The sequence below is a fragment of the Philodulcilactobacillus myokonensis genome, from assembly GCF_027923585.1.
GTDB classification, from domain to species: Bacteria; Bacillota; Bacilli; order Lactobacillales; family Lactobacillaceae; genus Philodulcilactobacillus; species Philodulcilactobacillus myokonensis.
On sequence record NZ_BRPL01000002.1, the window covers coordinates 801,201 to 815,315 of the forward strand.

Below are 14,115 nucleotides of genomic sequence, written 5' to 3' on the forward strand. Positions count from 1 at the left end.
GAAATGATTGATCCAAATTGCGTTTTTTGCCAAAAGAAAAATATTATTATAGAAAATAGTTTAACAAAGGCATTTTATGATATTCATCCCGTCAGTAAAGGACATGTTTTAATTGTTCCTAAGGACCATGTTGAAAATTTGTTTCAATTAACTGATCAACAAGTATTATCAATTCAACATTTACTGTTAAGGGTTAAATCATACTTAGATCGTCAATTTCATCCAGTTGGATATAATATTGGTGCTAACTGTGGGCGTTTAGCGGGACAAGCAGTCATGCACATGCATTTACATGTGATTCCAAGGTATCTGAACCAAAGGCCTAAAGTTGTCAATCAAAATGCTTTAAGGGTTCCAGCTGCTAAATGAGGCGGTTTCATTGAATAATCAAGCATTAATTCAATTATTTATTAAATACATTAAGAATGAAAGGCAGTATTCTGAAAATACTTCGTCTTCCTATCAACATGATCTTTTAGAATATAATCAAATCATAAAGAAACATGCTAAACACCATTCACTATTAAAATTAGACAATTCGGATGTTGAAACTTATATGACGGCATTAAATCAAAAAAATGATGAAAAGAGCACGATTCTACGTAAAGTTTCCGCTATTCATTCTTTTTATCACTTTTTGATGCAAAATGAAATTATGAAACACGATCCGTTTGCTTATATTCATATTAAGCGTCATAATATTCACTTACCTAAATTTTTATATTCGAAAGAAGTAGTTCAACTGCTGAAAGCAGCTTCCCATGGAAAAAATAAACAGTTATCTTATCGTAATATTCTGATTATATTAATTTTATATGATACTGGCATTCGTGTAAGTGAGTGTGTTAATTTAACATTAAAACAGATTGATTTAGATAATCAGATCATGTTAATCCTGGGAAAAGGTAAGAAGCAACGTTACGTTCCCTTTGGCAATGATGCTAAGGGAATGATGCAGCTTTACCAGGAAAAAACTAGGTTACCAATCATGGCTAAATACCATCGGCATCATGATTACTTATTAATCAATCAAAATGGCCGACCGATGTCTACACGTGGGATTGAATATATTCTAGATTCGGTGGTTAAAAATACTTCGTTAACCATGCATGTTCATCCCCATATGTTAAGGCACACGTTTGCTACTCAAATGCTAAATAATGGTGCGGATTTAAGGACCGTTCAAGAATTATTAGGTCATAGTAGTTTATCTACAACTCAAATCTACACCCATGTTACGAAGAAGCACCTCTTAGATAATTATAAACAATATTTTCCGAGGTCATAAACTAGTAAAGCGAGGTTAAAATTAATGAATAGTATGGAAAAAACTCCCAAACAAATCGTAGAATTATTAAATCAATATGTCATTGGACAAACTGAAGCTAAAAAAGATGTTGCAATTGCATTAAGAAATCGTTATCGTCGTCTTCAATTACCTAAAAATATTCAAGATGATATTACACCTAAGAATATGTTGATGATCGGACCTACAGGTGTCGGTAAAACTGAAATTGCTAGACGGTTAGCTAAAATCGTTAATATGCCTTTCGCGAAGGTTGAGGCCACTAAATTTACTGAAGTCGGTCATGGTGGTAATGATGCTGAATCCATGGTTCGTGGTTTGGTTGAAAATGCGGTTCAAACCGAAAGGCAATTAGCAATGAAGAATGTCGAAAATGAAGCCGCTAGAAGAGCTGATAATAAATTAGTTAAAATTTTAGTCCCAATTCACCAGCAGGGTAATGATGGTAAAAAGAACGATATGAAAGATTTAATGGGGATGGTAAAGAAAATTCAAAAGGGTGAAATGCCGGATGAATTTGCTAACCAGAACCAAGAGGAGACCGAAGTTCCAGATTCAATTAAAGAACAACGGATGTCAGCTTCTAGCCAATTAAGAAAAGGTTTATTAGATAATAAAGAGATTAATATCATGGTAAATGATCCGAATAAGGACATGAATAATTACAATGGCATCATGAGTCAATTAAACATTGATTTAAGTAGTTTAATGCCCAAGCCTAAAGTTAAAAAAACCGTTTCAATTGCTGAAGCAAGGGAAATTTTAACAAGGGAAATTTCGGAAGAATTAATTAATAACGCAGATGTTTATCGAAAAGCAATTCAAAAAGCTGAAAATACTGGCATCATTTTTGTAGATGAAATTGATAAGATCATCAGTGATCATAAGCAAAGCGATGTATCTAAAGATGGGGTTCAGCGTGATATTTTACCAATTGTCGAAGGCTGTAAAGTAAAGACTAAGTATGGTTTAGTAGATACTAGTCACATCCTCTTTATTGCATCCGGTTCGTTTGCACAATCAAAACCAAGTGATATGATTCCAGAACTTCAAGGTCGTTTCCCAATCCGTGTTAAATTAAATCCACTTACTAAGGATGACTTTGTTAAAATTTTAACTGAACCTGATAATGCACTTGTTAAGCAGTATATTGCATTAATTGGGACTGATAATATCAAAGTTACTTTTACAATTGAAGCCATTAAAAAAATTGCAGACATTGCCTATCAATTAAATCAAAAATTAGAAAACATTGGTGCAAGGAGATTGCATACGATTCTTGAAAAATTACTTGAAGATCTTTTATACGAGGGTCCAGATATGGAGATGGGTAATATTACCATTACTGAACACTATGTCATGGAGAAAGTTGGTAATCTAGCTGCTAATGCTAAATTATCAGACTATATTTTATGATTGATTTTAATAAAAATTTGAAGGGTCGATATTAATCTTAATATCAACTCTTTTTTGGCTTATAATGAATGACGGACGTTCATAGGGAGATGATGAATGATGCTTATGACTTTGAATAATCAATATTTAAAAGCTAAAGTTAATACTAAAGGTGCTGAATTAAACAGTGTTTTAGAAAATAATACTGAATACTTGTGGCAAGCCGATCCTAAATACTGGCCAAGGCATGCACCGATTTTATTTCCAATTGTTGGCCGTTTAAAGGGTGATCATTACCAATTTAATGGGCATAGTTATAGAATGACTCAACATGGTTTTGCTCGTGATTTAGAATTTAACGTTTTAAAGCATAATCATGAAATGATTGAATTAGAATTGCATGATGATGATGAAACTAAGAAAATATATCCATTCAAGTTTCAACTAATTGTTATTTATCAATTAAATCAGCATCAGATCAATACCCATTTAATTGTTAAAAATATTGACAATCAATCAATTTGGTTCTCAATTGGTGCTCATCCTGGATTTAATATTCCAATTCAACATGATTTAAGCACCTTTAACAATTATTCAATTAACATTGCTCCTAAAAAAATGTATCAAAGGCTTGGATTAAAGAATTCATTTAGTGATTTTGAACATCAAATTGAAGAAAAAATTACGAAACCCATTCAATTAACCCATGAATTATTTAAAAATGACGCTCGAATTTTAGAATTAAATCGTAAAGAGACCACCGTTATGTTATCAAATGATATTGATAACCATGGAATTGCTTTAAACGTAAATCATTGTCCATATCTAGGCATTTGGTCTGCTCAAAATGCACCATTTGTATGCATTGAACCATGGTGGGGGATTGCAGATGAAATCAATCATGATTCAGATTTTAAAACTAAAATTGGCATTAATCATTTAGAACCTAATCAAAAATTTAACGCTCAATTTAATATGACTTTCTTTTAAAATAAAAAGTGCCTCTTAAATGAATCATTTAAGGGACACTCTTCGTATCTATAATTGATGCTGATGCTTATGCCAGTAGTTAAGACCAAATGGAACTAGTCCTTCAGTCCCGTTTTTAATTCTAACAATGTTTTGCCGATGACGATAAAAAACAAAAATTGTCAGAAGAAGTGCTAGTGGGGTTAGAACCCGATCACCAGTTAAGAATGAAACGACGGTAATTAAAGTAAAGGTAAACATGCTGCCTAAACTGACCATACTAAAGATGGAAATCATAATTACAATGCTAACTACGGCTAAAAGAAACAAATAGGGATTATATGCTAATAACATCCCAGCACTAGTTGCGACTGCTTTCCCACCTCTAAATCGATCAAAAATGGAAAAAGTATGACCAATGACGGCAAGAATACCAAAAATCAATTTAGATAAATTGTCAGAAAATAAACTGACGTGGAATATAATTGGTAATAAAGCGGCAACGGTTCCCTTAGAAATATCTAGAATCATAACGATGGTTCCAGCCGTTGTGCCTAAAACACGGTATGTATTTGTTGTACCAATGTTTTCAGAACCATGTTGCCTAATATCAATATTAAAGAAAGCTTTACCAATCCATACCCCGTTTGGGATGGAACCTAATAAATAGGCAGCAATCATTAAAATAATTAATTTCAATTTTATCCTCCAAATCATTAAAATAATTATTGGGTCTAAATTTAATTTTAGCATGTTTTAACTGGAACGCAATTTCACTTGAAAGTAAATTTATGTTTACATATCGTTTCATGTTAATTAGTTTAATATTAATCAAAATAAATACTAAAGGAGTCTTATAAAAGATGGCAAATAAAGAGACCAGCTATGATGATGCCTCGATTCAAATCCTAAAAGGATTAGAAGCAGTTCGGAAACGTCCAGGAATGTACATTGGATCAACCAATAGTGCAGGTCTTCATCATTTAGTTTATGAAATTGTTGATAATGCAATTGACGAAGCATTATCTGGTTTTGGAAATCGAATTCACGTCACAATTCATAAAGACAATAGCATTACAGTCGTTGACCATGGTCGTGGGATGCCAGTTGGAATGCATCCTTCTGGTAAACCGACCCCTGAAGTTATTTTTACCGTCCTACACGCTGGCGGGAAATTTAATCAGAATGATTATAAAACATCCGGTGGTCTTCATGGTGTTGGTGCAAGTGTTGTTAACGCTCTTTCGACTAGTTTAACCGTCACGATTGTCCGTAATGGCAATAAATATCAAGAACATTTTGAAAATGGTGGTCATCCGGTTGGTACTTTGAAAAAAATTGGCCCAACGAATGAACATAGTGGAACGGTTGTCACATTTAAACCGGATAGTAGTATTTTTACTACCACTGTTTTTAATTATGATATTTTGCAGGAACGTCTAAGGGAATCAGCATTTTTATTAAAGGGATTAAAAATCACTTTAGACGATGAACGGGTTCGTCCCAAACGTGAAGATGTTTTTCAATATAATGATGGAATCAAAGAATTCGTTAAATATTTAAATGAAAATAAGCATACATTAGGAAACGTAATGTACTTTGATGGTAAAGAAAAGGGCATTGAAGTTGAAGTTGCTGCCCAATATAATGATGGCTATACTGAAAATACTTTATCATTCGTTAATAATGTTCGAACTAAAGAAGGTGGAACCCACGAAACCGGATTTAGAAGTGCCTGGACAAAAGCTTTCAATGAATTTGCTAAACGTGAAGGATTACTTAAAGCAAAGGACAAAAGTTTAGATGGAAAAGATGTCAGGGAAGGTCTTTCTGCCATTATTTCATTAAGGGTTCCAGAAGAATTACTTCAATTTGAAGGTCAAACGAAGGAAAAATTAGGAACTCCGGAAGCTCGCTCAGTCGTTGATAGTGTTATTAACCAGAAATTAGGCTACTACCTGATGGAACATGGTGAATTTGCTAGACAACTAGTTAAGAAATCAACTAAGGCTAAAAAAGCACGTGAAGCTGCTAGAAAAGCACGTGAGGAAAGCCTTCATGGTAAAAAGCACCATAAGCAGGAACGTCTATTATCAGGTAAATTAACACCGGCCCAATCTAAAGATACAAGTGAGAATGAATTGTTCTTAGTCGAAGGTGATTCAGCCGGTGGTTCAGCTAAGCAGGGTCGCGATCGTCGTCATCAAGCCATTTTACCTTTAAGAGGGAAAGTGCTTAATACTGAGCGTGCTAATTTATCTGATATTATGAAAAATGAAGAAATTAGTACGATGATCTACACGGTTGGCGCTGGTGTTGGATCTGAATTTAAATTAGCTGATGCTAACTATGATAAGATCATCATCATGACCGATGCGGATGATGATGGTGCCCATATTCAAATTCTTTTATTAACATTCTTCTATAAATACATGCGTCCAATGATTGATGATGGAAGAGTTTACATTGCATTACCACCTTTGTTTAAAATTCAAAAGAAGTCCAATCATAAAGATAAAATTGCCTATGCATGGACAAATGAAGAAAGAAATCGTAAAGTAAAGGATTTTGGCAAACATTATTCTGTCCAACGTTTTAAGGGGCTTGGTGAAATGAATGCGGATCAATTATGGGAGACCACTATGGATCCAAAACATCGAACTTTAATTCAAGTTCACATTGATGATGCCCAGTTAGCTGAAAAACGAGTTACAACGCTGATGGGGAAGAAAGTTGCACCCCGCAGAAAATGGATTGAAGACCATGTTCAATTTAATTTAGAAGAAAATGGCAGCATTTTAGATAACACAAATAATAAATAAGAAGGGAGTTTTCTTCTTGAAGAATGGGCAAAACATCGAGAAATTAACGCTTGAAACGATTATGAGTGAACGTTTTAGCCGTTATTCCAAATCAATTATTCAAGAAAGAGCTTTACCGGATATTCGTGATGGATTAAAACCAGTTCAAAGGCGAATCCTATATGCCATGAATAAGGACGGTAATACTTTTAATAAAGCTTTTAGAAAGTCAGCCAAATCAGTCGGAAACGTTATGGGTAACTTTCATCCCCACGGGGATAGCTCAATTTACGAAGCATTAGTTCGAATGAGTCAGGATTGGAAATTAAGGGAACCGTTAATTGAAATGCACGGAAATAACGGTTCAATGGATGGTGATCCCGCAGCCGCAATGCGATATACTGAAGCCCGCTTAAGTAAAATTGCGAGTGAAATGTTACGTGACATCGATAAAAATACGGTTCATTGGGTTTTAAACTTTGATGATACCGAATATGAACCCACTGTCTTGCCGTCACGTTTCCCTAATTTATTGGTTAATGGTGCAACCGGAATTTCATCCGGATACGCCACTAATATCCCGCCACATAATTTGGGTGAAGTGATTCGGGCATTAATTTATTTACAAAAGAATCCCGATGCATCATTAGATGATTTAATGCAGTTTATTAAGGGACCTGATTTTCCGACCGGTGGAATTGTTCAGGGACTAGATGGAATTAAAGAAGCATATCGAACCGGTTATGGACGGATTGCCGTTCGTTCCAAGACTAAAATTGAGCAGATTCGTGGCGGAAAACAGCAGATTCATGTTTCAGAAATTCCCTATGACGTTAATAAACTTCAGCTAGTTAAACAAATTGATGAAATCAGAATTAGTCGTAAGATTGAAGGAATTGCTGAAGTTCGGGATGAAAGTGACCGTAATGGACTTTCAATCATGATTGAATTAAAACGAAATGCTGATGCCGATGGAATTTTGAATTATTTATTTAAAAATACTGATTTACAAATTTCATATAGTTTTAACATGATTGCAATTAATCATATGCGTCCAGAAAGATTACCGTTAAAGACATTCTTACAATCATATCTAGAATTTCAACGGTCTGTCGTTGCCAAGCGAACCGATTTTGATTTACATAGGGCCCTTGATCGAAAAGAAATTGTTAGTGGTTTAATTAAAGCTATGTCAATTTTAAGTCAAGTCATCAAAGTAATTCGCCACAGTAAGAATCGCCGTGACGCAAAAGATAATTTAATGAAATCATTTGAATTTTCTGACCGTCAAGCTGAAGCAATTGTTACTTTACAACTATACCGATTAAGTAATACAGATGTTTCAGCTTTAAAACGTGAAATGGATGATTTGAACGCGCGAATCAATCGTTTCCATCAAATTCTGGACAATCATGATGTTTTAGATACCGTTTTAAGAAATGAACTACAAAAGATTGAAAAAGAATATAAATCACCACGCCAGACAAAAATTGAAGCAAAAGTTACACCTTTGAAAATTAGCACTGATGTTACCGTTCCAGATGAAGACGTTGTCGTTTTAGTTAGTCATGATGGTTACTTAAAGCGGAGCAGTATTCGTTCATATAAAGCATCAAATCGAAACGAGAATGGATTGAAGCCGGATGATTATCCGATTTTTATGAAAAAATTAAATACCAGAAATTGTCTTTTTATGTTTACTAATAAGGGGCATTTAATTTACCGTCCCGTTTATGAGATTGCTGATGCAAGGTGGAAGGAAACTGGAGAGCATATTTCACAGACCATTGGATTAGATCATAATGAAGAAATTATTGCAACATATCCATTCAAATCTTTAAAAGAAGCGAGTGGGATGTTCTTGATTGCTACTAATGATGGTCATATTAAACGAACCCTAGTAAGCAAACTAAAACCAGGACGTAATTATCATAGCCATGCCACGGTTTACCAAAAAATGAAGGCTAATCAATCAATCGTTGTTAATGTTTTGTATCTAAAACCAGATTTACCTAAAACAACCATTTTGCTAATTTCCAATCAGGGATTAGCCACTAGATACGATCTAGCACAAATTTCCATCACTGGTGCTAGAACCATGGGAGTTAAATCAATGAATTTAAACAATGGTGATCTAGTTGCTGATGCTCAATTAGTTGATGATCAAGATCAGATTGGAATCATTACCCAAAAGGGCTTTTTTAAAAAATTAGCTGTAAAGGAAATTCCAATTACAAATCGTGGAACCAAGGGAATGTTAGTTCTAAAGAAATTAAAACGTGATCCACATCAAATTAATGACTTTATCAAAATTAAATTTGATGATGATAATCAACCATTTCCACTAAGGGTTTATACCGATCGTAAACGTAGCCATGATATTTTACCGTCCGAATATAATTTAAGTGCCCGGACTAGCAATGGATTTAACGTGTTGGATGTTAAAAAGGAAGGCCGTCCGGTTCAAATTACTAATTTATGGTTTAAATAGGCTATGATTACTGATTTAATCAACATCGTTTAAATAATTATGATATAATATACTAAAATAAACATTTAAAATCTAATTAAGGGATGATTCTTAAATGAGTAAAGATAAACAATTTGTCTTTGGACATCAAAATCCAGATACTGATGCAATTGCTTCTGCCATCAGTTATTCTTACTTAGAAAATAAACGTGGTGAAAATACAGAAGCGGTTGCTTTAGGTAAACCGAATGATGAAACCCAATTTGCATTAGATTACTTTGGCGTTAAAGCACCTAGAGTAATCAAATCAGCACTTCCAGAAGTTAATAAAGTGATGTTAGTTGATCATAATGAATCACAACAAAGTGTTAGCGACATTGATAAGGTTACCGTTACCCACGTTGTTGATCACCATCGAGTTAATTTTAGTAAACCACAACCAATGTACTATACTGCTAAACCTTGGGGTTGCTGCTGCAGTATTATCAAATCATTATTTGATAAATATGGTGTTGAAGTTCCAAAGAAAATTGCTGGAATGATGATGTCAGCTATTATCTCTGATACTTTATTATTAAAATCACCAACAACAACTCCTTTTGATAAAAAAATTATTAAGGACCTTGCTAAAATTGCTGGTGTTGATGATATTCATGCATATGGCATTAAGGAATTAAAGGCTGGGACTAACGTCGACGATAAAGATGCTAAGACCTTAATTGATACGGATGCTAAGTCATATACCCTTGGTGGCAAATCAATTCGAATCGCTCAAATTAACGTGGTTGATTTAAATGATATTACAAAACGAAAAGCTGAAGTTAAACAGGCAATGGCTGATGAAAATAAATCTGAAGGTTATGATTTATTCTTGGGAATGGTTACCGATGTTTTAAACAGTGATTCTGATTTAATTGCTGTTGGTGATCCTAAATTAGCTGTTGAACAAGCATTTAATGGAAAATTAGATGCTGATGGAATGATGAAAGCACCTGGCGTTGTTTCTAGAAAGAAGCAAGTTGTTCCACCATTAACAAAGGCATTAGGCAAGAAATAAATTAATTTAAGCATTAAATAAGACTTCATATTAACTATGAAGCCTTATTTTTTTACTTGTAATTAATAAGCATTATATTTGTGTTTTAGTTCAAAATATTTATCCTTATAATATAAGTTAATTTAAGCTTTAGTATTATTTCTAAGGGAGGATCATTTATGGACTATCAAAATCAAAAATCTAAATTAAATTCTGAACAGTATCAAGTAACACAAAATGGTGCAACTGAAATGCCATATTCGGGTAAATATGATGATTTCTACAAGCCTGGTATTTATGTTGATATTGTCAGTGGAAAACCATTGTTTAGTTCCGATACAAAGTATGATGCTGGATGTGGCTGGCCATCATTTACTAAACCAATTAATGATGATGCTTTAAATTCTAAAGTTGATACTTCCCATGGAATGGTAAGAAATGAAGTGTTAAGTCGGGATGCTAAATCACATTTAGGCCATGTTTTCCCAGATGGTCCTAAAGATCAAGGTGGCTTAAGATACTGTATCAATTCTGCTTCTTTAAAATTCATTCCTAAGGATCAAATGGAAGCAAAGGGCTATGGTAAATATTTAAAATTAGTTAAATAGGAGGAAGTATTAATGAAAGATACAGCTATTTTTGCTGGCGGTTGTTTCTGGTGTATGGTGAAGCCATTTGATGAAGTCCCTGGCATTGAAAAAGTTATTTCTGGATATACTGGCGGACACGTTAAAAATCCAACTTATGAACAAGTTTGCAGTGGGACCACTGGTCATACAGAAGCAGTTAAAATTGTTTTTGATTCAGATAAAATGTCTTACAAGCACTTAGTGGATATTTACTGGCGACAAACTGACCCAACCGATGCGATGGGACAATTTCAAGATCGTGGTGATAGCTACCGCCCGGTTATTTACGTTAAAAACGATGAACAAAGAAAGATTGCTGAAGCATCAAAGAAAAAATTACAGAACAGTGGGATGTTTGATGAACCAATTGTAACCAAGATTGAAGATGCTAAGCCATTTTATCCGGCTGAAGATTATCACCAAGGATTTTACAAAAAGAACCCACTTCGGTTTCAAATGGAAGAAATGGGTGGCAGATCCAATTTTATTAAAAACAAGTGGCAAACACATTCCAATAACAAATAGAATTCAAGCACTAAATTTTTTGATAATTTAGTGCTTTTTATAATTTAAAATGCAAATCATAGCATGATATAGATAATAGTAATATGATTTAGGTGAAAGAGTAAGAAAGGGTGATTAAATTATGGGTGAAGATGTTTTATTTAATCCTGGTAACGCAATTGCTTCTGATATTAATCCAAATGGAATCATTAAAACTGCTCAAATTAAAGCTGATAAAAGGAATCAGAAAAATACGCTGGTAATGGTTAAAGATTCCAAAAATAATAAACATCTTTTGTTTGAAGTTAATGATAAAGAAAAAGATGAAAAGAATAGCAATCATTATAAAGTTGAAAAGAAATTTTAGAATATCAATAAATTAATAAAAAAGCATCTGTATTAAATTACAGGTGCTTTTTTACAAATCATATATAAAATTATTAATTAATGTGTTCTTACATCCGAGCATATTTTGCTCATCCATATTCACCACATGAATGTGATTATAACGAATATCATAATCATTTACTGTATGAATATTTTCTTTCCTAAGGAAACGAACTTTAAACGAATTTCACTTGATGAAATTAATGAACGTCCTAGACGGACTTTAAAATGGAAAAATGCGAACTATAAATTTCAACGTGAAGTTAAAAAACTTTGCTACTAAAATGTTGATTTGTTGCATTTCGGCTTGACATGTAGCCTTACTATATTAACTTCGCATAATATGTATTATGTAAAGTAGAAGAATTAACTATCCTCTATTAACAAACTAAACAAATCAAAAAGCTTGGATATAATCCAAGCTTTTTGATTTAAATATTTAAATTTATCTTTGATATTTTTGAATAATGCTGCAGCATTTTTTAGTTATTTCATTCAAGAACTCATGAACTGAATTACCATTATGTATAAATTGGTCAACAGCCTTATCTAACCAATTTTTATACATATCACTAATATGGTTTCTGCCTGATCGATAATTCCAGAAATTTTTGGGAACAATTTGGCTTGTAATCTTGCTTAATTTTTTAGTTTTCACAACATTGCTAAAATGAACGCTGTCATTAATATCTTCAGCATCATAACCAACAATTCCGTTTCTAGATTCATCCAATGGTAATCCAACTGATTTAAGTAAATTGCTTAACGTTTCTGAGCTGCTAGCCATCGTTTGCTGGTTAATATGTTCCCAACGTTTAACAAAATTATCTGCCGTAGCAATTCCTAAGGCTGATTCTTTAAGAGCATCTTCAAAACTATAAATGCGATATTGATGGGCAATATTTTCACAATCAGCCATGGGTAATACTTTAATTAAGAATATGAGCGTATCTCTATCATTCAAAGCATTAGCTAAAGGCATATTTAAAATTTGACTACTACTTCTCAAGTTAACAATCTCCTCTTTCAATCAAAAATTATTTTTGATCGATTGAATTTTTAACTCTTTGGATACTTTGTGCATTGCATATTACATAAATGCAAAAAATTTGGATGGGAAACTCAGCTACTTCTTTGATTAACCTAATTACTAATAATGAAACTGGCATTTGATGATTAATAATTAGTAACCATAAAGTATTTAAAAATGCATTTACAATGATAGTCACCAATAATTGAGCAACAATGATTCGCTTCCAGCTAATGTTCTGCCTAGCATAAAAAAAGTAACCATAAATAATTGCTCCTAAAATTGCGGATACTGTAAATTCAGGGAAATAACCACCACCGCTTAATAGTGTGTTAATAATATCACAAAGGCCGGCGATAATTCCATCCCATATTGGGCCATACCACTGACCAATTAATGCTGTAACAATAAATACAAAATCAATTTGCAGAAATTTACTGGAAAATGTAAATCTCGATAATATAAAATTAACAGCAATTAACATCCCTAAAATTGCAACATCAGATACACTTAACTTCTTCATTTTCCAAATCATTTTGACATCTCCTAAAATGGAGCTGCCACCTTTATATAATTTTAAGAGTTAAAAATAATATAATGTGGCGAATGTGAACATAACATCGCAAGATAAACGCCTTTTCGTCCAAAGTCCACATTCCGTTCCAATGGCACTTAACGCGTTATGTTCTACCCCAACTAAATCATAAGTTACTGTTGATCAAATTCTTTATCAAAATCTTTCATCCAACCAATGGCCAAGGCTTTGGCACCTAAATGGGTCCCAATTACTGGACCAAAGTAACTTTGCTCAACGGTCATGTTCGGATAAATTTGCTGAATGTTTTTTGCCCATACATCACCACCTTTTGGGTCATTACCATTAATGATAATAGCTTTAACAGGATAATCAACCTTCTGAACGCTTTGTTTAAAAAGTTCTTCACATCGTTTTAAAGCTCTTTTTCTAGATCTTACCTTATCAAAAGCAACGATTTTATCAGTGTGATTATCAAAAGTTAATAACGGTTTGATCCTTAATAAGCTACCAATTAAGGCAGAAGCATTTGAAAGTCGACCACCCTTAACTAAGTTCTTTAAATCATCGACAATAAAGACTTCATTGATAGTTGACCTTAAACGATTTAATTCATGAATAATTTCATCAACAGAAAGATTTTCTTGAGCCATTTTACCAGCCGCCATTGCTAAATAACCCATTAATTTAACAGTGATTTTTGAATCATATGGGATTACTTTAATGTCTTTAATTGATTTTGCAACTGATTTTAATTGGTCCAAGAAACCAGAAATGGTACTGGCAAGGTGGATACTAATAACAGCATCATAGCCTTCTTTAGCTAGTTTACGATATACTTTAATCACTTCACCCATTGGTGGTTGTGATGTTGTTGGTAATTGATCAGCTTGTTTTAGTTGATCGTAAAAGTCATCTGTACTGATATCAACACCCTCATGATAAGTTTTGCCATTAATCACAAGGGGGATTGAAATAACCTTTATATTATAAGCATCCCGCTCCTTATGAGATAAATAAGCAGTGCTATCTGTTACCACAGCAATTTTCATT

Annotated in this window: 14 protein-coding genes and 1 riboswitch; of the genes, 10 read left to right on the forward strand and 4 right to left on the reverse strand. The window is 33.3% G+C overall.

Annotated elements, in window-relative coordinates; genetic code table 11:
* Nucleotides 1–3: 3 nt before the first annotated feature.
* The 4 genes from WR164_RS04260 (at nucleotide 4) to WR164_RS04275 (ending at nucleotide 3,691) form a co-directional block, all read left to right on the forward strand.
* Complete coding sequence (locus WR164_RS04260; RefSeq protein WP_286136311.1) at nucleotides 4–369, forward strand: HIT family protein; 366 nt, start codon at nucleotides 4–6, stop codon at nucleotides 367–369.
* 10 nt (nucleotides 370–379) lie between these two features.
* Nucleotides 380–1,288 carry a tyrosine-type recombinase/integrase gene (locus WR164_RS04265; RefSeq protein ID WP_286136312.1) on the forward strand — a complete coding sequence of 303 codons (909 nt, stop codon included), beginning with the start codon at nucleotides 380–382 and terminating at the stop codon, nucleotides 1,286–1,288.
* A gap of 24 nt (nucleotides 1,289–1,312) precedes the next feature.
* Nucleotides 1,313–2,722 (forward strand): ATP-dependent protease ATPase subunit HslU, encoded by a 1,410-nt coding sequence (gene hslU, locus WR164_RS04270; RefSeq protein WP_286136313.1) that lies wholly within the window; start codon nucleotides 1,313–1,315, stop codon nucleotides 2,720–2,722.
* A gap of 96 nt (nucleotides 2,723–2,818) precedes the next feature.
* Nucleotides 2,819–3,691, forward strand: a complete 873-nt coding sequence (locus WR164_RS04275; RefSeq protein ID WP_286136314.1) for an aldose 1-epimerase family protein — start codon at nucleotides 2,819–2,821, stop codon at nucleotides 3,689–3,691.
* 48 nt (nucleotides 3,692–3,739) lie between these two features.
* On the opposite strand, the gene plsY is transcribed toward WR164_RS04275, so the two are convergent.
* Nucleotides 3,740–4,375 carry a glycerol-3-phosphate 1-O-acyltransferase PlsY gene (plsY, locus tag WR164_RS04280; RefSeq protein ID WP_444980960.1) on the reverse strand — a complete coding sequence of 212 codons (636 nt, stop codon included), beginning with the start codon at nucleotides 4,373–4,375 and terminating at the stop codon, nucleotides 3,740–3,742.
* Between the two features lie 158 nt (nucleotides 4,376–4,533).
* Between plsY and parE the strand changes: the two genes are divergently transcribed.
* The 6 genes from parE (at nucleotide 4,534) to WR164_RS04310 (ending at nucleotide 11,477) form a co-directional block, all read left to right on the forward strand.
* Nucleotides 4,534–6,492: a DNA topoisomerase IV subunit B gene (parE, locus tag WR164_RS04285; RefSeq protein ID WP_286136316.1), complete on the forward strand. Its 1,959-nt coding sequence runs from the start codon at nucleotides 4,534–4,536 to the stop codon at nucleotides 6,490–6,492.
* Nucleotides 6,493–6,508: 16 nt separating this feature from the next.
* Nucleotides 6,509–8,962, forward strand: a complete 2,454-nt coding sequence (parC, locus tag WR164_RS04290; RefSeq protein WP_286136317.1) for a DNA topoisomerase IV subunit A — start codon at nucleotides 6,509–6,511, stop codon at nucleotides 8,960–8,962.
* 94 nt (nucleotides 8,963–9,056) lie between these two features.
* A complete protein-coding gene (locus WR164_RS04295) occupies nucleotides 9,057–9,998 on the forward strand; it encodes a manganese-dependent inorganic pyrophosphatase (RefSeq protein ID WP_286136318.1) in 942 nt (313 codons plus the stop codon).
* A 158-nt stretch (nucleotides 9,999–10,156) separates the two neighbouring features.
* Complete coding sequence (msrB, locus tag WR164_RS04300; protein WP_286136319.1) at nucleotides 10,157–10,585, forward strand: peptide-methionine (R)-S-oxide reductase MsrB; 429 nt, start codon at nucleotides 10,157–10,159, stop codon at nucleotides 10,583–10,585.
* Between the two features lie 12 nt (nucleotides 10,586–10,597).
* Nucleotides 10,598–11,131 (forward strand): peptide-methionine (S)-S-oxide reductase MsrA, encoded by a 534-nt coding sequence (gene msrA, locus WR164_RS04305; RefSeq protein WP_286136320.1) that lies wholly within the window; start codon nucleotides 10,598–10,600, stop codon nucleotides 11,129–11,131.
* A 121-nt stretch (nucleotides 11,132–11,252) separates the two neighbouring features.
* The gene (locus WR164_RS04310) at nucleotides 11,253–11,477 is read left to right on the forward strand and encodes a hypothetical protein (protein WP_286136321.1); all 225 of its coding nucleotides are present in this window, start codon (nucleotides 11,253–11,255) and stop codon (nucleotides 11,475–11,477) included.
* A 465-nt stretch (nucleotides 11,478–11,942) separates the two neighbouring features.
* On the opposite strand, the gene WR164_RS04315 is transcribed toward WR164_RS04310, so the two are convergent.
* From WR164_RS04315 to fakB, 3 genes are all read right to left on the reverse strand, one after another.
* Nucleotides 11,943–12,506 (reverse strand): hypothetical protein, encoded by a 564-nt coding sequence (locus WR164_RS04315; RefSeq protein WP_286136322.1) that lies wholly within the window; start codon nucleotides 12,504–12,506, stop codon nucleotides 11,943–11,945.
* A 28-nt stretch (nucleotides 12,507–12,534) separates the two neighbouring features.
* Nucleotides 12,535–13,062 carry a folate family ECF transporter S component gene (locus WR164_RS04320; protein ID WP_286136323.1) on the reverse strand — a complete coding sequence of 176 codons (528 nt, stop codon included), beginning with the start codon at nucleotides 13,060–13,062 and terminating at the stop codon, nucleotides 12,535–12,537.
* Between the two features lie 63 nt (nucleotides 13,063–13,125).
* A riboswitch (THF riboswitch) is annotated at nucleotides 13,126–13,224 on the reverse strand.
* Between the two features lie 11 nt (nucleotides 13,225–13,235).
* On the reverse strand, nucleotides 13,236–14,114 hold the full coding sequence (fakB, locus tag WR164_RS04325; RefSeq protein ID WP_286136324.1) for a DegV family protein: 879 nt from the start codon (nucleotides 14,112–14,114) through the stop codon (nucleotides 13,236–13,238).
* Between the last annotated feature and the right edge of the window lies 1 nt (nucleotide 14,115).